The sequence below is a fragment of the Hymenobacter qilianensis genome, assembly GCF_014489555.1.
Classification (GTDB): domain Bacteria; phylum Bacteroidota; class Bacteroidia; order Cytophagales; family Hymenobacteraceae; genus Hymenobacter; species Hymenobacter qilianensis.
In genome coordinates, this window is sequence record NZ_CP060784.1 from 2,132,587 (window position 1) to 2,151,580 (window position 18,994).

General features: G+C 51.1%; 18 protein-coding genes and 2 pseudogenes. 12 read left to right on the top strand and 8 right to left on the bottom strand.

Features of this window, described 5'->3' with window-relative positions; genetic code table 11:
- Positions 1 to 50 precede the first annotated feature (50 nt).
- Positions 51 to 1,412, top strand: a complete 1,362-nt coding sequence (locus H9L05_RS23495; RefSeq protein WP_262892660.1) for a S9 family peptidase — start codon at positions 51 to 53, stop codon at positions 1,410 to 1,412.
- 52 nt (positions 1,413 to 1,464) lie between these two features.
- Here the strand turns inward: H9L05_RS23495 and H9L05_RS09870 are convergent, their stop codons facing one another.
- The 3 genes from H9L05_RS09870 to H9L05_RS09880 all read right to left on the bottom strand — a co-directional run bounded on the left by H9L05_RS09870 (position 1,465) and on the right by H9L05_RS09880 (position 3,850).
- Entirely contained in the window at positions 1,465 to 2,004 is a 540-nt protein-coding gene (locus H9L05_RS09870) for a hypothetical protein (RefSeq protein WP_187734010.1), read from the bottom strand.
- The gene (locus H9L05_RS09875) at positions 1,998 to 2,828 is read right to left on the bottom strand and encodes a hypothetical protein (RefSeq protein WP_187734011.1); all 831 of its coding nucleotides are present in this window, start codon (positions 2,826 to 2,828) and stop codon (positions 1,998 to 2,000) included. The genes H9L05_RS09870 and H9L05_RS09875 overlap by 7 nt, the downstream gene beginning before the upstream one ends.
- A 191-nt stretch (positions 2,829 to 3,019) precedes the next feature.
- Positions 3,020 to 3,850 carry a phosphatase PAP2 family protein gene (locus tag H9L05_RS09880; RefSeq protein WP_187734012.1) on the bottom strand — a complete coding sequence of 277 codons (831 nt, stop codon included), beginning with the start codon at positions 3,848 to 3,850 and terminating at the stop codon, positions 3,020 to 3,022.
- 202 nt (positions 3,851 to 4,052) lie between these two features.
- Between H9L05_RS09880 and metK the strand changes: the two are divergent.
- A pseudogene (gene metK / locus H9L05_RS09885) lies at positions 4,053 to 5,311 on the top strand (methionine adenosyltransferase).
- Between the two features lie 80 nt (positions 5,312 to 5,391).
- On the opposite strand, the gene hpf reads toward metK, so the two are convergent.
- The 5 genes from hpf to H9L05_RS09905 form a co-directional block, all read right to left on the bottom strand.
- Positions 5,392 to 5,691 carry a ribosome hibernation-promoting factor, HPF/YfiA family gene (hpf, locus tag H9L05_RS09890; RefSeq protein WP_187309808.1) on the bottom strand — a complete coding sequence of 100 codons (300 nt, stop codon included), beginning with the start codon at positions 5,689 to 5,691 and terminating at the stop codon, positions 5,392 to 5,394.
- Between the two features lie 48 nt (positions 5,692 to 5,739).
- Entirely contained in the window at positions 5,740 to 5,970 is a 231-nt protein-coding gene (locus H9L05_RS26070; RefSeq protein WP_317175166.1) for a tyrosine-type recombinase/integrase, read from the bottom strand.
- Positions 5,971 to 5,990: 20 nt separating this feature from the next.
- Complete coding sequence (locus H9L05_RS09895; RefSeq protein ID WP_317175167.1) at positions 5,991 to 6,644, bottom strand: site-specific integrase; 654 nt, start codon at positions 6,642 to 6,644, stop codon at positions 5,991 to 5,993.
- Between the two features lie 119 nt (positions 6,645 to 6,763).
- Positions 6,764 to 6,958 (bottom strand): 30S ribosomal protein S21, encoded by a 195-nt coding sequence (gene rpsU, locus H9L05_RS09900; protein ID WP_084445790.1) that lies wholly within the window; start codon positions 6,956 to 6,958, stop codon positions 6,764 to 6,766.
- Between the two features lie 133 nt (positions 6,959 to 7,091).
- Positions 7,092 to 8,231 carry an acyl-CoA dehydrogenase gene (locus tag H9L05_RS09905; protein WP_187734013.1) on the bottom strand — a complete coding sequence of 380 codons (1,140 nt, stop codon included), beginning with the start codon at positions 8,229 to 8,231 and terminating at the stop codon, positions 7,092 to 7,094.
- 183 nt (positions 8,232 to 8,414) lie between these two features.
- Here H9L05_RS09905 and H9L05_RS09910 point away from each other — a divergent pair, with 183 nt between their 5' ends.
- The 10 genes and pseudogenes from H9L05_RS09910 to H9L05_RS09955 all read left to right on the top strand — a co-directional run bounded on the left by H9L05_RS09910 (position 8,415) and on the right by H9L05_RS09955 (position 18,956).
- Positions 8,415 to 9,386, top strand: coding sequence for a polysaccharide biosynthesis/export family protein (locus H9L05_RS09910; RefSeq protein WP_223284854.1), 972 nt, complete (start codon positions 8,415 to 8,417; stop codon positions 9,384 to 9,386).
- A gap of 55 nt (positions 9,387 to 9,441) precedes the next feature.
- Positions 9,442 to 9,930 (top strand): hypothetical protein, encoded by a 489-nt coding sequence (locus tag H9L05_RS09915; protein ID WP_187734014.1) that lies wholly within the window; start codon positions 9,442 to 9,444, stop codon positions 9,928 to 9,930.
- 41 nt (positions 9,931 to 9,971) lie between these two features.
- Positions 9,972 to 11,333, top strand: coding sequence for a GumC family protein (locus H9L05_RS09920; RefSeq protein WP_187734015.1), 1,362 nt, complete (start codon positions 9,972 to 9,974; stop codon positions 11,331 to 11,333).
- A 5-nt stretch (positions 11,334 to 11,338) separates the two neighbouring features.
- Positions 11,339 to 11,896: a tyrosine-protein kinase family protein gene (locus H9L05_RS09925; protein ID WP_223284855.1), complete on the top strand. Its 558-nt coding sequence runs from the start codon at positions 11,339 to 11,341 to the stop codon at positions 11,894 to 11,896.
- 113 nt (positions 11,897 to 12,009) lie between these two features.
- The gene (locus H9L05_RS09930) at positions 12,010 to 12,702 is read left to right on the top strand and encodes a tyrosine-protein phosphatase (protein WP_223284933.1); all 693 of its coding nucleotides are present in this window, start codon (positions 12,010 to 12,012) and stop codon (positions 12,700 to 12,702) included.
- Positions 12,703 to 12,769: 67 nt separating this feature from the next.
- Complete coding sequence (locus H9L05_RS09935; protein WP_187734018.1) at positions 12,770 to 13,795, top strand: NAD-dependent epimerase/dehydratase family protein; 1,026 nt, start codon at positions 12,770 to 12,772, stop codon at positions 13,793 to 13,795.
- Positions 13,796 to 13,884: 89 nt separating this feature from the next.
- Entirely contained in the window at positions 13,885 to 15,282 is a 1,398-nt protein-coding gene (locus H9L05_RS09940) for a tetratricopeptide repeat protein (protein WP_187734019.1), read from the top strand.
- A gap of 103 nt (positions 15,283 to 15,385) precedes the next feature.
- Positions 15,386 to 16,216 (top strand): phosphosulfolactate synthase, encoded by an 831-nt coding sequence (locus H9L05_RS09945; RefSeq protein ID WP_133274587.1) that lies wholly within the window; start codon positions 15,386 to 15,388, stop codon positions 16,214 to 16,216.
- A 181-nt stretch (positions 16,217 to 16,397) separates the two neighbouring features.
- Positions 16,398 to 17,732 (top strand): PQQ-dependent sugar dehydrogenase, encoded by a 1,335-nt coding sequence (locus tag H9L05_RS09950; protein ID WP_187734020.1) that lies wholly within the window; start codon positions 16,398 to 16,400, stop codon positions 17,730 to 17,732.
- Between the two features lie 208 nt (positions 17,733 to 17,940).
- Positions 17,941 to 18,956 (top strand): annotated as a pseudogene (locus H9L05_RS09955) (bile acid:sodium symporter family protein).
- Positions 18,957 to 18,994 lie beyond the last annotated feature (38 nt).

The following is an 18,994-nucleotide window of genomic DNA, read 5'->3' on the forward strand; positions in this document are numbered from 1 at the left end:
CTCCTTTTGGTCCATTTTGGTCAGACAACGGCGAGCGGGCCTTCTTGGTCATGCGCTCCGCTGATAACAAGGACCGCTGGATTGTGGCCCTCGACCCCAATACGCAGAAAATCACGCTGCTCGACCGTCAGCGCGACGAAGCCTGGATCAACGGACCTGGTATCGGCTACGGCGCTGGCAATGTGGGCTGGCTACCGGATAACAAGCGTGTGTGGTTTCAAAGTGAGGAAAGCGGCTACTCTCACCTCTATACCGTGGACGTGACCAATCAGCAGCGTAAAGCTCTGACCAGTGGTAAGTTCGAGATTCAGAAGGCTGAGCTTTCCAAGGATAAAAAGACGTGGTACCTCTCGGCCAACAAAACGCATCCGGGAGAGCAGCATTTCTACCGCATGCCGGTATCTGGGGGGCAAATGACGCAGATTACGACGCTGCCCGGCGCGCATGAGGTCACTGTTTCGCCCGATGAGAAGACGCTGGCCGTGCGTTATAGTTACTCCAATAAGCCTTGGGAGCTATTTGTGATGGATAATAAGCCGGGGGCCAAAATGCGCCAGCTGACCAACTCACTCACCTCTGAGTTCAAAAGCTACGCCTGGCGCGACCCGGAGGTTATTACCATCAAAGCCCGCGACGGCGCCGATGTGTACGCCCGCCTCTACCGGCCAGCTAATGCTGTAGCCCAAGGTCCAGCCGTCATTTTTGTGCACGGCGCCGGCTATTTGCAGAATGCACACAAGTGGTGGAGCCAATACTCACGCGAGTATATGTTTCACAATCTGCTGGCCGACCAGGGTTATACCGTGCTTGACATTGACTACCGTGGCTCCAGCGGCTACGGCCGCGATGTGCGCACGGGCATTTACCGCTTTATGGGCGGCAAAGACCTCACCGACCATGTGGATGGCGCAAAGCTGCTTACGGAAAAATATGGCGTTAGCCCGCAGCGGATTGGCATTTATGGCGGCTCGTATGGGGGCTTTATTACGCTCATGGCCATGTTCACGGAGCCAGACGTATTCAAAGCCGGCGCTGCCCTGCGCTCCGTCACCGACTGGGCCCACTACAACCACGGTTACACCGACAACATCCTCAACGAACCGTACAACGATTCCATCGCCTACGCCCGCTCGTCGCCCATCTACCACGCCGAAGGCCTGAAAGGCGCGCTGCTCATGTGCCACGGTATGGTCGATACGAACGTGCACTTTCAGGACATCGTGCGCCTCACGCAGCGCCTTATCGAGTTAAAGAAAGAGAACTGGGAATTGGCCGTGTACCCGGTGGAAGACCACGGCTTCGTGGAGCCCAGTTCCTGGACTGATGAGTACAAGCGCATCCTGAAGCTATTTAACACCAACCTCAAGTCAACTCCATCGGGTGCCACGGGTACCAGTACTGGCGGAAATTAAATTGTTTAACAAAAAGCCCCCAGAGGATTTCTGGGGGCTTTTTTCTGCTGTATTACTTTAGTTGAGTATCTGGTTTGCCTATTAGGCGGTAGCCCAATAAAAGCCCTACGCTCCAGGTGCGCCCGGTATACTCGTAGCCTTGGAAGTTGGCCAAGTCATTCGGATCCCGAAGGATAAGATGGTCCCAGTAAGGATTCTTGCGATAAACTCGGCCGTTGAGGCTAAATGAGAAACGTTTTGTTTGGACACCAGCTTCCAAGTAAGGAGCAAAGGAGCGTGCAAACCCATCCACAAATTTATACGTGAAGGAAGGTGGCATTGGCCCTCCACTGCTTTGGCCGGTATAATGCAGCGTATTTTTTTCCTGCCAAAACCAATTTAGCTCCATACCAGTGCCGGCGAAGGCCCGGTAATGTTCTCCCAATGATCGGAAACCCCGCATACCGACGTGAGTAGCCAGTAGCGTACCGCGCCAAGAAAATGTACCCGATGCTACCCGTCCGGTAGGCAACATGGATAATGTGCCTCTGCGTCCGTATTGACTCAGGAGGATGTCGAGGTGTAAACCCGAGCGGCGGGCAGGAGTTACCACGTCCAAAAAGGCTCCTCCTTGCAGATGCATTTGCCCATCTGCATCAACGCCTTGCAGCGCAGGGCGCTCAACCCCAGGGCCTGTGTGGTTTTCAGGCGGTGAGAGTTAAAGCGTCCACCAACCAATACGCCCGCCGAAATCGTCGTCCGCAGGCGTCCAGCCTTCTCTGGCTCGTAGTAGACGCGATTCTGAAGCTCATTTGGCATGTAAGCTCCGGTATAAGTTTGCACCAAAGCAATCATGCCAGCTTCCGTGAAAGGCGTATGAGCAAGCTGCGCCAATACCTCCGGACAGTCGATAAAATACAGTTGCAGTTGGTTCAGGTAGTTATTGCCATCCATTACCTGTGACTTACCGTTGCGTATGTAGAGCCGCTCAGTCATCTCAAGCCAGGGCTTCTCAGGCCGGCGTATGAAATAATGGTGAACTCCATCCAGAGTTACCCCTAGTAAAAAGGTGGGGCCATCGATGAGTACATCTGCCAATACTGAATCAGGGCGCTGTTGGTAAAATAATCCCTTCGGCAGGCGATGAATATCGGTTTGGGCGCCACGGTCTAGTGGAAGCAATTCATAGCGCAGTAGCCTGCCCGAAGCTAAAGCAATGGCCCGTAACTGATTAGCTGAATAAGTCTTAATGGGGTGATGCGCTGTAGTGCGATAGCGCACAATCTTGGCTGGATTACTCCAAAACGCATTTTCTACCTCACCTGATAGTGTATCTCCTGTGGAAGTAACTAAGTAGCCGGGTTCGAATACCTGAGCTTGAACGACAGCGCTCGTAGCCGCGAACAGAACAATACTGAATAATAAACGAGTAAACATTTAAGCAAATAGGAATCGAAAAGTGGGGGTAACCGTCAACTCCTCCCGCGGGTCTAAAACTGCGCCAAATAGTTTTGATCGTGAATCAATTCAGGCACTGACATCACAATTTGTTGCTACTGAATTGGTATCCAACCAAAAAGCCCCCCAGAGTATTCTGGGGGGCTTTTTTGCTGCATAATGCAAGACTCCTACAATTGCCGCGTCAGTGAGAATCCGCTGTAAGAATAGCCATTTGGGGTGAAGCCTTGCACTGGCAATAGCGAAAAGCCTTTGCCGCTTCGGTTCACTTTGTGCAAGTGCGGCACCAGTATGCCAGCCCCGGCACCTACCGCGTAGCCAATAAGGTTGTCGGAAAGGAAGTGCTTGCCGGCGCGCAGGCGCAAGTAGCCTACGGTAGCAGGCACGGCCGCGGCGGCAGCCCACACATACGGCCGGGCTTGAGAGTTGGGGTGAAAGTCGTTGAATACTTTGGCCATAAAGAAGGTAGCCGTGGCCGTAGCGGCCGTATGACCCGCAAAAAATGAATTAGTAGAGTTGCGGTTGCTGCGCTGATCTATGTCTAAGCTGGCATTGTAGGCCAAGGGCCGGCTGCGCTCTGTCAGCGCTACAGTAGAAGTGAATAAGGTGCCCGTAACAGCCAGAGTTTGAATATAGAGTGCGCCTAACTGCCCGAACTTCTTGCTCATATCCCGGTCAAGCAGGAACAGCGCTACCGGAGCAGCCAGCGAGCCATAGAATGGATAGTCGCTGATGCGCTTGGCACTTTCGCTCGAATAGCCCGCCGCAAAGCGGTCAAACCGGTTCACGTCCTCGCGGCGCAGGGCAAAAGCTTCAGCGTCGCTTATGCCATCTTTTTTCTGCATTCCATTTAGCCCAACGGCCGTTCCTATTATCAAAGCGCCCGTAATAGGCGCGTCGATGCCGAAGTCGGTACGGTACGGTGAGCGTTGCTGACCGAAGCCCGGCACTGCTGCTGAAAGCGTTAGAAAGACAAAAAATGAACGAACAATAGTATTCATGGAAAGTCAGGTAAAATGTATGATTGGCTACCCAAACGCAGGTTTAAAGTAAAAGTTGGTAACCGGCTTATGTGTAATTGAGGCTGGGGGCTTTTTGAGTTAATTATTTCCTTCGTCATTTTCCCTTAGCTTTGCGGCCCTCTGCGCCTCTTGGCGCACGGGCAAATTTCTTTTCTACCGACGACGTTCTATCCCGACCCTGATGTCCTACTTATTCACTTCCGAGTCTGTTTCGGAAGGCCATCCCGATAAAGTTGCCGATCAAATCTCTGACGCCATTCTCGACGAGTTTCTTCGTCAGGATCCTGATTCTAAAGTTGCTTGCGAGACGCTGGTAACCACTGGCTTAGTAGTGGTAGCCGGCGAAGTGAAATCCAAGGCTTACGTAGATGTGCAGTCAGTTGCCCGCAACGTGATTCGGCGTATCGGCTATACCAAGGCTGAATATAAGTTTGAAGCTGAGAGCTGCGGCATTTTGTCGGCCCTGCACGAGCAGTCTCCCGACATCAACCAGGGAGTAGAGCGCCAAAGCCCCGAGGAGCAGGGTGCCGGCGACCAGGGAATGATGTTCGGCTACGCAACACGCGAAACCGACAACTATATGCCGCTGGCGCTGGATTTGTCGCACCGTTTGTTGCGTGAGCTAGCCGCTATCCGCAAGGGAGGCAAGGAAATGACCTATCTGCGCCCCGATGCCAAGTCGCAGGTAACCATTCGCTACGCCGACGACAATACGCCCGAGGCAATCGACACGATCGTGGTCAGCACCCAGCACGACGACTTCGACGAGTCGGAGGCAGGCATGCTGAAGTGCATTTCGGAAGATATCCGCAACATACTGATTCCCCGTGTGAAAGCTGGCCTGAGCGCCGATGTCCAGAAGCTCTTCACCGACCAGATTACCTATCACATCAACCCCACCGGCAAATTCGTTATTGGCGGTCCCCACGGCGACTCCGGCTTAACCGGCCGTAAGATCATTGTGGATACCTACGGCGGTAAAGGTGCTCACGGTGGGGGGCTTTTTCGGGTAAAGACTCCTCGAAGGTTGACCGTTCAGCAGCTTATGCTGCTCGTCATATCGCTAAAAACCTGGTAGCTGCTGGCGTAGCTGATCAAGTACTTGTTCAGGTAGCGTATGCTATCGGAGTAGCCCAGCCAGTTGGCCTTTATGTGACTACGTACGGGACCACCAAAGCCAACGGCAGCAATAGCTTGCTTACCGATGGGGAAATTGCCGATAAGGTGAATAAGCTATTCGATATGCGTCCATTCGCTATCGTACAGCGCTTCGGTCTGCAGAACCCAATTTTTGGTGAAACCGCCGCTTATGGCCACATGGGCCGCGAAGCTGGCACTACCCAAGTGACGCTCGCCAACGGTGAAACCCGCACATATGAAACCTTTACCTGGGAAAAACTAGATTACGTAGATAAGATTAAAGCCGAGTTTGGTCTGTAAACCAATTAGGCATTTGCGTTAAATAATAAGGGCGCCCTTCCTCGGTGGAAGGGCGCCCTTATGTTGTATCCTAATTAGCCTTAGTGGCTGGTCAATTTCTCTTTGTGTCTTTTTATCTGACGACGTAGCCCTTCTGCCGCTTCATCGGTGGCCGCTTCGAAGGTAGCCGCATCCGCTTGGCTGAACAGCGTACTGCCAGGCACTAGCACTTTGAGCTCAACGGTCTTGTTATCAATACCGTCCTTATTGTTCAGCTTCATAATAACCTCGCCTTCGGTTACACGGTCGTAGAAGGTTTCGAGCTTGTCGAGACGCTTCTGGATGAAATCAAGTAGGCTCTGGTCGGCGGTGAAATGCACCGAATGCATCTGTACTTTCATCGGAAATAGGGGTTTGGTAAATAGAAAGGAAAACACTCAACTAGTTACTTAAGCCTTTGGATGGGCTTTGTCAAACACAGATTTGAGCTTGTCGATGGACAAATGGGTGTACACCTGAGTAGCCGCCAGGTTTGCATGCCCAAGCAACTCTTTAATAGCATTCAGGTCGGCACCCTTACTGAGGAGGTGCGTAGCAAACGAGTGGCGCAGCACATGCGGGTGCTGCTGCGACGAAGCGGTGGTTATCTGGCTTAAATACTGCTTCACGGTGCGATACACAAGCTTTTCGTACAGGGGCTCTAGCTTATCTGTAACGAGGAGAAAACCGCGGGCGTTGTCAGGGGGGCAAATTCAGCCTGCTTGCGCGCTATATAGTTTTCCAACGCTATAAGAAGCGTCGGATTGAGAGGTACTACCCGTTGTTTATTGCCTTTGCCCGTTACGCGCACCGTACGACCTGCCAAGCTGATATCGTCGTGACGAATACCAATCAGCTCCGAAAGACGAATGCCAGTACCGTAAAGCAATTCCAGAATAAGCTGATCGCGGGAGCCAACAAACGAATCGGCGAACTCAAAGCTGTTGAGTAAGCCATTGAGCGTATCCTCTGGCACAAAGTCGGGAAGCTTCTTGGCCGTTTTGGGCGAAGTAATGCGCAGCATCGGATTGCGCTGAATAGCGCCCGTGCGCAATAAGTACTTGTAGTAGGAGCGAAGGCAAGCAATTTTACGATTCACCGTGCGTGGGTCACGCTGCTGCTGCATCAACTCCACTATCCAGGACCGAATAAGAGTATGATCGGCCTGCGCCGGCTCTGGCAGCTCATAAGTAGCGAGCAGGTACTCAGAGAACTGCCGAAGATCGGTCTGGTAAGAGATTACGGTGTGCGGGCTGAAGCGCCGCTCAAACCGCAGATAGTCGAAAAACAAATTCATACGCAGGAGTTCAGCCACTGGGGGGCAATTATCCAATGTAAGAATTTAAATCGGAATTTTTGGACGCGAAAAAACCGGCTGATTCGCTTACGTAAGCAAATCAGCCGGTTGTCACGAAAAGCTTTATAAGCTAAACGCTAGTAATTCTCAGTAGCGTACATGGTCTGCTTGTACACAGCTTTCTCTCTCTGCTTCCGCTTCGTGATAGAAGGCTTTTGGAAGAACGTACGACGACGCAATTCCTTCAGCACACCCGTGCGCTCGAATTTTTTCTTGAAACGCTTCAGAGCCCGGTCAACCGACTCGTTGTCTTTGATTTGAACGATGATCATATATGCAGTGGAGTTGAAAACTTTCTATTAAGGGGGGCAAAGATAATCACATCTTTTGAAGATTTAAAAATGCTTACGCAGATTCCTAATCAATAGCTATTTGAGCCCCCGAAAGAATAAGACCAAATAAAGCCTACTTCAGTAGAGTGCGGGCAATAACCAGCTTCTGGATTTCGGAAGTGCCTTCACCGATGGTGCAAAGCTTGGAGTCGCGGTAGTACTTCTCCGCTGGATAATCTTTGGTATAGCCATAGCCGCCAAAAATCTGCACCCCTTCATTCGCAGCCCGTACGCATACCTCCGAGGCATAAAGCTTAGCCATAGCCGACTCTTGGGTCACATTCAGACCACGGTCCTTCATATCCGCAGCCCGATAGGTAAGCAATGCTGCGGCTTCAATCTCGGTAGCCATATCAGCTAGCTTGAACGCGATGCCTTGGAAGTTGGAGATAGGCTGGTTGAACTGGTGGCGCTCCTTAGAATATTGGGTAGCCGCCTCAAAAGCCCCCTGAGCAATACCCAGGCTGAGGGCTGCGATAGAAATTCGCCCCCCATCAAGCACCTTCATCGACTGAATAAACCCTTCGCCTACTTCGCCCAGAATATTCTCTTTCGGTACGCGGCAGTCGGTGAAAATTAGCTCAGTAGTCTCGGAAGCGCGCATTCCCAGCTTGTCTTCCTTACGGCCGTGTGTGAAGCCTTCGGTAGGCTTCTCAATCACAAATGCCGTCATACCATGCGAGTCACCTACCTCGCCAGTGCGGGCAATAACTACAGCGATGTTGCTGCTCTTACCGTGGGTGATGAAGTTTTTCGCTCCGTTGAGCACGTAAAAGTCACCGTCTTCAACAGCCACTGTACGCATGTTGCCAGCATCAGAACCTGTATTGGGTTCCGTCAGGCCCCACGCGCCGATCCACTCAGCCGAAGCTAATTTGGGCAACCACTTGCGCTTTTGCTCCTCGGATCCAAATTGCAGAATGTGACCTGTGCACAAAGAGTTGTGAGCGGCCATCGACAAGCCGATGCTACCATCAATCTTAGCCAACTCAGCTATGGCAGTCACATACTCAACGTAGCCAAAGCCAGAGCCGCCATATTCTTGTGGCACCAGCACGCCCATCAGGCCCAAATCACCAAGCTGCTTGAATACGTCGATGGGAAACTCTTGGCTTTCATCCCACTGCATCATGCGCGGTTTAATGTGGGTCGCGCCAAAGTCGCGCACCATCTGGGCAATCATTGTTTGGTTCTCGGTAGCTACTAATTCCATGGGTGGGGAAGTGATATGGTGGGTGGTAATGGCATAACCAGCAAGAGCCAGTTTTGGGTTCGCAAAAGTAGTACTTTGCTTTAAGAGAAGCTGTTTTCCACAGGCAGGTATCCAGCCCCGATTTTGAAAGGGTGTGCTAATTCGGTTACTTTGAAGGTTTATCGGGAGAAATTAAGCTGTTTCTTGGCTGTTCCCCCGGCACTATTTCATCTGTCTCTGGCTTTTTTGGCCCGCATGCTACATCCCATCTTTCGCCGCTTCCTATCCGTTGGGTTGCTAAGCTTATCGTTTCTGTTGTCGTTTTCCTGCACGACATCAAAGATATACCGCCAAAATGTACTATTTCGTTTAGAAGGTACAACAGTCGACACCGCTAGGCTGCGTACGACCATAAATAGGACGGAACGTAACTACATCATCCAGTCCAATGATTACCTCGATGTTCGGGTATACACTAATAAAGGCGAGCGAATATTAGATCCTAATGGTGAGTTGCCATTTGGCAACCCCGGCGGACTAAGAGGCGCCACAACTCGGCCAGGAGCTGGTACACGTACCACGACAGGTCAACAAAGCTCAGGTGGTACTACAAGTGGCGGCTCTGAGTTTCTTGTGCAAGACGATGGCATAGTAAAGCTGCCGATGGTAGAGAATATAAAGCTAAGTGGTTACACGCTTTTAGAAGCTGACAGTGTGTTACAGGTGGCTTATAGCCAATATTATGAGCAGCCTTTCGTCGTGACGCGGGTTACTAATAACCGTATTATCGTGCTTGGGGCTGTTGGGGGCACTGGGGGTCAGGTCATCCCGATGACCAATGATAATATGAACTTGATTGAGGTTTTAGCCATTGCCGGGGGCATTGATGGCGGGGCAATAGGAACAGGTGGTAATCGAGTAGGACGTACGACCAACATCCGCCTCATTCGGGGAGATTTGAAGAACCCGCAGATACAAGTCATTGATCTGTCTACGTTTGAAGGAATGCGTCGCGCGAATTTACAGGTGGAACCCAACGACATAGTTTATGTTGAGCCTGTACGACGGCCGTTTTATGAGGCATTGACAGATGCTGGTCCAGTATTTGGGCTAGTGACTAGCCTTATAAGTGTTCTTAGTACCCTGTATATTATAACAAGGGTATACAATAATTAAGCTTGTCTTTCTTGTTGACGATAAGCTTATTCCCTTCAACCAATAGAATGCCCTGATGGCGGCGAAAGAAGAAACTGAGCTGGAAGAGATGATCCGCAACGCGGGCGGTATGGAAGCGGAAGAAAAAGAGGATGCTGGCGATGGGTTAGACATTACCACCTTGCTTCAGGTAGCCCGCAAAAGCTTGCCTTGGATTGCGTTGCTTATTGCTTTGGGTCTGACAGGGTCTTGGCTGTTTTTACGCTATACAAAGCCTGTGTATCAGTCCTCATCGGTCATCAAGATTGATGAGAGAACAGAGGCTGGAGTATTGGGCATGGGTAGTATTGGCGGCGCGGTAGAGAAGCGTCAGGAGTTGGCTAATCTCTCAGGTGAGGTAGAGTTAATTAAGTCGAATCTAATTTATCGCCGTCTCAAAGATTCTTTAGCGCTTGACGTCAATTATTATGTAGAGGGAACTGTATTAGAATCAGAGCTTTATAAAAGGTCCCTTTCAAAGTTGAATATGCGATTAAAGACCCAGCGTTTTATAATCGGAAGCTGAATGTTAATTTTCTTAGCCCTACTCAGTTTCGACTAAGTTATTTGGAGGCTAAAGAAGAAATAAGTGGAGATTATATAGTAGGCCAACCTATTAATATTCCTGGTATTAGTTTAAAGCTGACTACTGATTCCTCTTTCTTTGACGCAAGTGCGCTAGAAGCACAGTTCTACTTTGTCATTCTAGATGATGGCTCGGTGAATGGTTACCTGAATAGGAACATTTCGGTTGAGATTGTTAATCCTGAAGCTCATACTGTTCAGATAGCGTTTGCCGATTTTAATCCTTTAAAAGCGCAGGATATTGTCAATAAGATAGACACTGTTTACTTACAGGAAAAACTAGCGCAAAAGAAAGAAGCATCCGACAAAAGTCTACGCTTTTTAGGCGAGCAGACAGATGTTACAAACGATAAATTGCAGCAGGCAGAAGATAATTTACAGTCTTTTGCACGTGAAAATAAAACATATGATGTGCGGGGCGATGCAGCTACTGTAATCAATAAGATAGCCGACCAAGAAGAAAAAAGACAAGAGCTACTGCAAAGGCAGAGTCTACTGGAAGATTTGTCGCGCTTGGTAGAGCAGGATCAGATAACCAGTAATGAGGATTCCACAGTTGCCCAGAGTATACCTGGACTGGCTGAGTTGGAGGATAATCGCTTGATGCAGGAAATCGAAGCCCTAAATAATCAGCAATGGGACCTACGTCGAGTATTGCGCTCTTATAAAGAAACGACAGAAGCTGTAAAGCAAAGACGTGTTCAACTAGATTTTACAAAGAATACGATTCGCCGACTCCTAGATCAAAATAAAGAGCTTTTGCAGGAGCAGGTAAATAAAATGAACCGTCAACGTGATGAGCTTAGTGCTAAGCTGGCAGGACTGCCGGAGAAAGCAACGCAGCAAGCACGTTTGCAACGTCCATTTGAACTTTATGAAAAGACATATGTAAGTTTAATAAATAGGGAGCTAGAGTTCAGGATTGGCCAGGCTGGTACGACGGCCGATTTTCAGATTCTTTCCCCGGCTAGCTTGCCAAGCGCGCCCATTTCGCCGGTTCGTGCCATGGTTTATGCTATTGGTTTGGCGGGAGGCATTGTGTTAGGACTTGGATTAATTGCAGTCCGCTACTTCTTGCATGATACCGTGACGAATACGCGGGAACTGGAGCGTATGACCTCAGCGGCGTTGCTCGGGGTAATTCCAACCTACGACAAGGAAAAGATGACCGTGTCAAAGCTGGTAGTAGATAAAAACCCTAAGTCTGCTATTTCAGAGTCAATCCGATCCATTCGTACTAATCTGGACTTTATAGGGTCAGCGCGAAAGAAGCGCATTATATCGGTTACATCAACTGTATCAGGGGAGGGTAAAACCTTTGTTACGGTGAATCTGGGGGCATAATTGCGTTGTCCGAGCAGCGGGTTATTATCCTAGACCTTGATATGCGGAAGCCGAAGGTGAATCTAGCTTTCGGTACTGAGAATGTGCGGGGCATTAGCACTATTCTGATTGAAAAACACACCGTGGAGGAATGCATTCAGCATACCGATATTCCAACGCTGGATTTTATATCAGCTGGTCCCACACCACCAAATCCGTCGGAGCTTATCCTAAACCCTAAGTTTGACGAATTACTGGCAGAATTACATCAGCAGTATGATGTAATTCTGATTGATACGCCGCCTGTTGGTCTCGTTACGGATGGTATTCTTATTATGCGTAAAGCTGATATCCCGCTTTATATTGTGCGGGCAGGGTATTCCAAGAAAGCCTTCCTGAAGAACATCAATAAGCTCATGCGGACGAATAACTTTACCCGCCTCAGCACTATTCTGAACGACGCCAGCGCTACTGGCTTGGCTGGCTACGGGTATGGCTATGGCTATGGCTATGGTCAGGGCTACTACGACGAGCCGACACCTCCCAAGGGAATAATTAGCCGCCTGAGGCAGCGTATTTCCTAAAATCAGCTCTCACTCTCATTTAGCACATGGCTTCATTCCTACGCAAGCTTTTCGGCCAAGCGGCTTCTACGTCGCTGGTTTACGAAAACTTGCTGGCGGAGCTTGGAGTTGATATGCACTCGCACTTGCTGCCCGGCTTGGATGATGGGGCTGAAACCATTGAGCAATCATTGGGTTTGCTGGAAGCAATGCAGGCATTAGGCTACCGTAAGCTGATTATGACTCCCCATATTATGGGAGATTTTTATAAGAATACTCCAACTACCGTTCACGCTGCATTGGCGCAGATGCAGGAAGCCGCCACGACTGCCGGCTTCGCGGACATACAGCTAGAATGTGCCGCCGAATACTACTTAGATGAATGGCTGGGGGGCAAATTAGATAGCGGAGAAGAGCTCCTAAGCTTTGGTGGCCTTAAAAAATATCTGTTGTTGGAAACGTCTTACATGAACGAACCCTTCAACATGCAGGATATTATCTTCCGGCTAAAAGCGCAGGGGTATCAGCCAGTGTTGGCGCATCCTGAGCGCTACACTTATTTATATGGCCGCTTTTCTGAGTTGGAAAAGATTCATGATAACGGGGTATTATTTCAGATTAACCTCAACTCATTAGCTGGTTATTATTCCTCCGGGGCCCAGCGTGTAGCCGAGAAGCTCATTGATGCTCGCTTGGTAGATTTTGTCGGTACGGATGCGCACAATCTCAAGCACACCGAAACTTTGCGTAGTAAAGTGCTGCCTTTGGCTTATTTGAAAAAGGTCTTGGCTTTACCTCTCCTAAATAATACGCTATTGACTAATTAGTTGATCAGATGCTTGCTGTCTGATCAATTAATTAGTCACCACTCAACTACCTAACTCCCTGATATGTATGGTTTTTGTCACTGGTGGTAGCGGATTGATGGGCAGTTTCCTGATTCCAGCCTTGGTAGCACAGGGCTATGTAGTGCGGGCGCTTTACAGGCAGCAAGTGCCAGCCATACAGCATGCCGATAAAGTGGAATGGATAGAAGGTGACTTGCGTGACACCACCCTACTACGCACCGCATTGGCCGGGGTTACCCACGTTTTTCACTGCGCTGGCTTGGTTTCGTATGCTCCGCAGGATGCAGCGAAACTGCAGCAGACAAATGCAGAGGGCACTGCTGCCGTGGTAGATGCCTGCCTGGAGCAAAGCTCGGATATTCGCCTGTGCCATGTATCATCGGTGGCCGCGTTGGGTGGTCCTGCAGCAGCAAAGCTGGATATAAGGGGGGCAAATATTGTGGTAGATGAGACGGCTAAATGGGATTTAGGCGCTGGACATAATGCGTATGCCACTTCCAAGTACTTCGGAGAACTGGAAGTGTGGCGTGGGATTTCGGAAGGTCTGTCTGCTGTCATTGTGAATCCTTCGGTAGTGCTCGGGCCCGCCGATTGGCAGCGCAGTAGTACCCGCCTTTTCCGATATGCGCACCAGGAACATGCCTTTTATACGCCAGGCTGCCTGAACTATGTAGATGTGCGCGACGTCGTGGAGGCCATGCTTCGCCTGACCTTTCAAAGTGAAGTAGCTGGGGAGCGCTTTATTCTGAGTGGCGGTGCAGTGCCATTGCGCGATTTCTTGATTCAGGCGGCAGAGTGCTTCGGCAAAAAGCCCCCCACAGTGGCCGTACCTACCTGGGCAGCCGAAACGATCTGGCGCTTGGAGCACGTGCGCTCCGTGCTGACGGGTGCACGGCCACTCATCACCAAAGATACTGCCCGTGCGGGCAGGCGCTCAGTGATTTACAGTGCAGCCAAAGTAGAGGCAGCTACGGGCTTACAATTCCGTCCGCTGGCCGAAACAGTGCAGTGGTGTTGCGCAGGCCTGACATCAGCGAACCAGCCTTCGCCCGGTGTGGTTATTGCATCATAAGCCAGCAGCGTTATCTTCAGTGATTCCGCCGCCCGACGCCGGCAAAGTCTGCCGTTTTGGCGACCTTTGAGTCTTGCATACGAATGAGAATGAACGAAAACTTTGAGGAAAGGCAGCAAGTGCTGGATACAGTGCGTCGGTTTGAACGCATGGTAGCCCAGAACGAATCTGTCTTTTTTGATCTGGCCGATTTTGAGAATATCATCGACCATTATACGACCAACACGCAGTACGATAAGGCGTTACATGCCTGTGAGACTGCTATAGCCCAGTATCCCTTTTCTACCGAACTGCTCATCGACCGCTCGCAGGTACTAGCCATGAAGGGCGAATACTCCGCTGCGGCCCAGCAGATTGAAGACGTAGCCCAACTCGATCCGACCAACCCCGACGTAGCCGTTACCCGCGGCATTATTGCCACGCAGAAAGGCGAGTTTGCTGAGGCAGTAGCTTTTTTTCATGATGCCGCTGAGCACTCACCGGAGCGCGAGGATATTTACTTCAACCTCGGTCTGGCTTACCAGAGCTGGCAGAAGTTTAAGAGTGCGGCCAAGTATTACAAGATGAGCCTGCGCCTGAACTCCGACAATGACATAGCAGTGCAGGAACTGCTCTATTGTTTGGAGGTGAGCGAGCGTCTGGAGAAGAATTTGGAGTTTTTCCGTCGCTTTACCGATGAAGATCCTTATTCGGCTCCGGCGTGGTATAATCTGGGTCAGGCTTACTATCGCCTGGGGCAGTATGATCAGGCAGTGGCGGCTTTCGAGTACGCCATTTTGGTTGATGCTACCTATTATGAGGCGCACGCTTTTCTGGCCAGCACCTATGTAAGCCAGGAAAAGTATCGGGAAGCTATTGATGAGTTCAACCTGAGCTACTCGGCTGGTGAGCCTACGGCAGAAGCGCTGTGTAACATTGGCGAGTGCTACGAGAAAATGGCCGAATGGGACCAGGCACGGCGCAACTACCAGCGGGCCATCGACCTCGATCCAGAAATGGATGAGGCTTGGTTTGGGATGGGCGTCGTGCTGAATGCCCAGGAGCGCTGGTTTGAAGCCGCTCATTTCTTCCGTAAAGCCACTACCCTCTACGACGAAAGCGTGGAATATTGGCTGGCCTTGGCCGCTGCTGAATATCAGGTTGGCAATGTGGTGAGTGCCGTGGAGTGCTACGACCGCGCTACGCAGGTAGGCCCCGACAACAAAGATGCGTGGCTAAACTGGAGCATTATCCTCTATGAGCAGGGCAACTACGACGGCGCCATCGATCTGATGCGTAATGCTGTGGAGATACAACCTGCTGAAGCTGAGCTACAATATCGCCTGTGCGCTTATCTGCTGGCGGCTGGCCGCTACCGCGAAGCTTACGAGAATCTGGAAAATGCGCTAGTTTTGGACTTCGACAAGCACCGTTTGCTTTTCGAGTACTTCCCGGAGCTGGAATCGCAGCGGGCCTTGGCTCGACTGATTGATCAGTACCGGAAGTAGATAACTCAAATTTAAACTCTTTGAAACCAACTATCATCCTGAACTCTACCTCGTTCAGGATGATAGTTGGTTTTATGGCTTACCTCCATCTGAACCAAAGCGCATGAATTATCACCTCGATCAACTCCCCGAGCGTACCGCCAAACCCCGCGAACAAGGCTACACCATGGTTATGGATAAAGGCCTGAGTATCCGTGAAGTAGAAGACTTTCTGGAGGTAGGCGGCGAATACACCGACATTGTGAAGCTGGGCTGGGCTACCTCATACGTAGTACCTAACCTGAAGCGCAAGCTGGAAGTGTATAAAGAAGCCGGTGTGCCGGTGTACTTCGGCGGAACCCTGTTTGAGGCCTTTATTATTCGTAATCAGTTTGATGACTACCGCCGGCTACTGTCTGAGTTTGGAATGGAGTACGCAGAGGTTTCGGATGGCTCTTTGGAGTTGCCCCACGACAAAAAGTGCGAGTACATCCGCACGCTGGCCAAAGACCTGAATGTATTGTCGGAGGTGGGTTCGAAGGATGCGGAGAAAATAATTCCTCCCTACAAGTGGATTGCTCAGATGCAAACGGAGCTGGATGCTGGCTCCATCAAGGTAATTGGCGAGGCGCGTGAGGCCGGCAATGTGGGCTTGTTTCGGAGCACCGGCGAGGTACGTTCGGGTTTGGTAGAGGAAATTCTGACCAAAATTCCTTTTGAGAAAATTCTGTGGGAAGCTCCTCAGAAGGCCCAGCAGGTATGGTTTATTAAGTTGCTGGGCAGCAATGTTAATCTGGGAAATATCGCGCCTAATGAGGTGGTAAGCCTGGAAACCATCCGGCTGGGCTTGCGCGGTGACACGTTCACGCACTTCCTTGATATGGACGGCGTAGACCCCATGTTCAAGCCGGAAGTAAAGACCGGCCGACCCGGCACTTCCATGCCGCGCGGATAGGCTGCGTAAGATATACGGTTGCTCAAAAAAGCCCCCAGACTGCCATGTGCAGTGGCTGGGGGCTTTTTTAGCTACAGCTTATCAGGTAATGCCCGGAAGTTAGTGAGGGAGGTATTAACTCAGCAGGCATGCGTGCGTAAGCTGTTGTTGCACCTAAGCAACCACTGCTCACTTGGTTATTATGAAAAATTACCTGCTTTACTTACCGTTGGCGGCCTTATTCGCCTGCAATCAATCGTCGCCCAAAACAGAAGAAACGGCTGCCGCTACCGCCGCATCTACTGATTCGGTGGCTGCGCCTGCGCTGCCCGAACCATACGCTACGCCGTCGGCAAAGAACTTCAGTAAGGTAATTGGCTGGCCTAAAGGCAAAATGCCAACGGTGCCGGCCGGATTTACAGTGACGGAATTTGCTGCTGACTTACAGAATCCGCGCTGGATTTATGTGGCCCCAAACGGCGACATTTTTATTGCCGAATCTAACTCTATAGAAAAAACCTCCACGGCGAAGGGCGAAAAGGCAAAAGGTCTGAAGCAGTCAGGGTCGATGAAGGAGTCCAGCGCCAACCGCATCACGCTCTTGCGCGACGCCAACAAAGACGGCAAGCCCGAGGTGCGCGAAACCTTTCTGACGGGCCTGAATCAGCCTTTTGGCATGCTGGTAGTAGGCGATAATTTTTACGTAGGCAATACCGACGCCGTGCTGCGGTTTCCTTACAAAGCCGGTCAAACCAAAATCACGGCCGGGGGGCAAAAAATCCTGGATTTACCTGTTGGCGGCTACAACAACCACTGGACTCGCAACTTATTGGCCAACGCCGACGGCTCCAAGATTTACGTGTCGGTAGGGTCGGGTAGTAATGTGATGGAGAAGGGCGAGAAAAACGATGAAGGTCGGGCCCTGATTCTGGAAATTAATCCTGATGGATCCGGTAAGCGCGTGTACGCCAGCGGCCTGCGCAACCCCGTGGGCATGGATTGGCAGCCCGGCACCCAAGTACTCTGGACCGCCGTGAATGAGCGCGATGAGCTAGGCGACGAGCTCGTGCCCGATTATATGACCAGTGTGAAAGAAGGCGGCTTTTATGGCTGGCCTTACTCGTACTTCGGCCAAAACGAAGATCCACGCCGCAAGGGCGAGCGGCCCGACCTAGTGGCCAAAGCAATAGTGCCGGATGTAGCCTTGGGTCCGCATACGGCATCGTTGGGTCTGGCCTTTTATGACGCCAGCGGCTTCCCGGCCAAATACCGGAATGGCGCTTTCATAGGGCAGCATGGATCCTGGAACAGCTCGAAGTTTACGGGGTATAAAGTGGTGTTTGTGCCCTTTCAGAACGGCAAGCCAGCTGGTCAGCCCGAGGATTTTATGACGGGTTTCGTGGCAAACGAAGGCACCAAGGAAGTATACGGCCGGCCGGTAGGAGTAACCGTGCTGCCCGATGGCTCGATGCTGGTTGCGGATGACGCGGGGGGCAAAATATGGCGCGTATCTTCAACTCAAGGCACAAAGTCTTAAGTCTTGCAGTCGTTGTAAAATTAAAAAGGTGGTCATGCAGAGCGGAGCGAAGCATCTCGCGTGTTTAGTAAGGTTACTAATCAGCCATCAGCACGCGAGATGCTTCGCGTTGCTCTGCATGACATTCTTACAAAAAAGGTACTTATATAAATTGATTGCAGCTAATGTCCCCATCCGCTCCGACCGCTAAAATGCCCCCAGCAGTCCCATGCAACGCTTGCGGGAGCTGGCGCTGCGGGCGGGGCTCGATGGGTTCCTGCTGGGCTTGATCGGCGTTATTGGCCTGGCTTACCTGTGGCCGGAGTTTGGGGCTGAAGAGGGGCCACTGCCGCTGGGGCGCATTGCGCACTATGGCGTATCGGTCATTTTCTTCTTCTACGGCTTGCGCCTGAGTCGCGAAAAACTGAAGGCTGGCCTGAGCAACTGGCGCTTACACCTAGTTGTGCAGGGTACTACTTTTCTGTTGTTTCCGCTGCTCTTATTAGTAGTAAAGCCGCTTTTTGATTCGGAAAAAAGCCAGTTACTGTGGCTGGGGGCTTTTATTTGGCTGCCTTACCTTCCACGGTTTCCTCTTCCGTCGTGATGGTTTCAATTGCCAAGGGTAATCTGCCGGCGGCAATTTTCAATGCCAGTATTTCCAGCTTGCTGGGCGTGTTTATTACGCCCGTTTGGATGGCGCTCTTTCTAACGTCTGGTACTTCCGGCGGCCTAGGCTCCACTATCTTAGATTTGGCGTTGCAGGTGCTACTGCCCGTGGCGGTGGGTATACTGTTGCATTCGCGCTTGCATCAGTTTGCGCAGCGCTTTGCCGGGCCCTTGCGCATGCTCGACCAGGCTATTATTCTGCTGATTGTATATACCTCGTTTTGTGAGTCGTTTGACCAAGGCATTTTCCGGGGCTACTCCGCCGGCGACCTTTTTGGGCTGGGCGCGGCTATGTTGGTGCTGTTCTTTTTAGTGTACGGGTGCGTACTGCTGCTGAGCCGGTTAGTAGGTTTTAACCGCGAAGACACCATCACAGCGCTGTTTTGTGGCTCCAAAAAGTCCTTGGTTCAGGGTACCGTAATGTCGAAGGTGCTTTTCCCGGATGCGCGCACGGCCGGCCTGATTCTTTTGCCCCTGATGATTTATCACGCCCTCCAAATTCTGGTGGCCAGCATTGTAGCCCAGGCCCTGAGCCGACGCGCCGATAGTAAGGCAACAGTTGCCCCAGCTATACACTAAAGCCAGCCGAAAAAGCCCCCCAGCCAGAAACTTTGCCG

What these genes read in the sequence shown, in the direction of transcription:
- H9L05_RS09945 (WP_133274587.1), top strand. Translation starts at nt 15,386, where the DNA reads ATGAATTATCACCTCGATCAACTCCCCGAGCGTACCGCCAAACCCCGC.
- H9L05_RS09940 (WP_187734019.1), top strand. Translation starts at nt 13,885, where the DNA reads ATGAACGAAAACTTTGAGGAAAGGCAGCAAGTGCTGGATACAGTGCGT.
- H9L05_RS09930 (WP_223284933.1), top strand. Translation starts at nt 12,010, where the DNA reads ATGCACTCGCACTTGCTGCCCGGCTTGGATGATGGGGCTGAAACCATT.
- hpf (WP_187309808.1), bottom strand. Translation starts at nt 5,691, where the DNA reads ATGAAAGTACAGATGCATTCGGTGCATTTCACCGCCGACCAGAGCCTA.
- H9L05_RS09880 (WP_187734012.1), bottom strand. Translation starts at nt 3,850, where the DNA reads ATGAATACTATTGTTCGTTCATTTTTTGTCTTTCTAACGCTTTCAGCA.
- H9L05_RS09935 (WP_187734018.1), top strand. Translation starts at nt 12,770, where the DNA reads ATGGTTTTTGTCACTGGTGGTAGCGGATTGATGGGCAGTTTCCTGATT.
- H9L05_RS09875 (WP_187734011.1), bottom strand. Translation starts at nt 2,828, where the DNA reads ATGTTTACTCGTTTATTATTCAGTATTGTTCTGTTCGCGGCTACGAGC.
- H9L05_RS23495 (WP_262892660.1), top strand. Translation starts at nt 51, where the DNA reads ATGCGCTCCGCTGATAACAAGGACCGCTGGATTGTGGCCCTCGACCCC.
- H9L05_RS09905 (WP_187734013.1), bottom strand. Translation starts at nt 8,231, where the DNA reads ATGGAATTAGTAGCTACCGAGAACCAAACAATGATTGCCCAGATGGTG.
- H9L05_RS09915 (WP_187734014.1), top strand. Translation starts at nt 9,442, where the DNA reads ATGGCGGCGAAAGAAGAAACTGAGCTGGAAGAGATGATCCGCAACGCG.
- rpsU (WP_084445790.1), bottom strand. Translation starts at nt 6,958, where the DNA reads ATGATCATCGTTCAAATCAAAGACAACGAGTCGGTTGACCGGGCTCTG.
- H9L05_RS09950 (WP_187734020.1), top strand. Translation starts at nt 16,398, where the DNA reads ATGAAAAATTACCTGCTTTACTTACCGTTGGCGGCCTTATTCGCCTGC.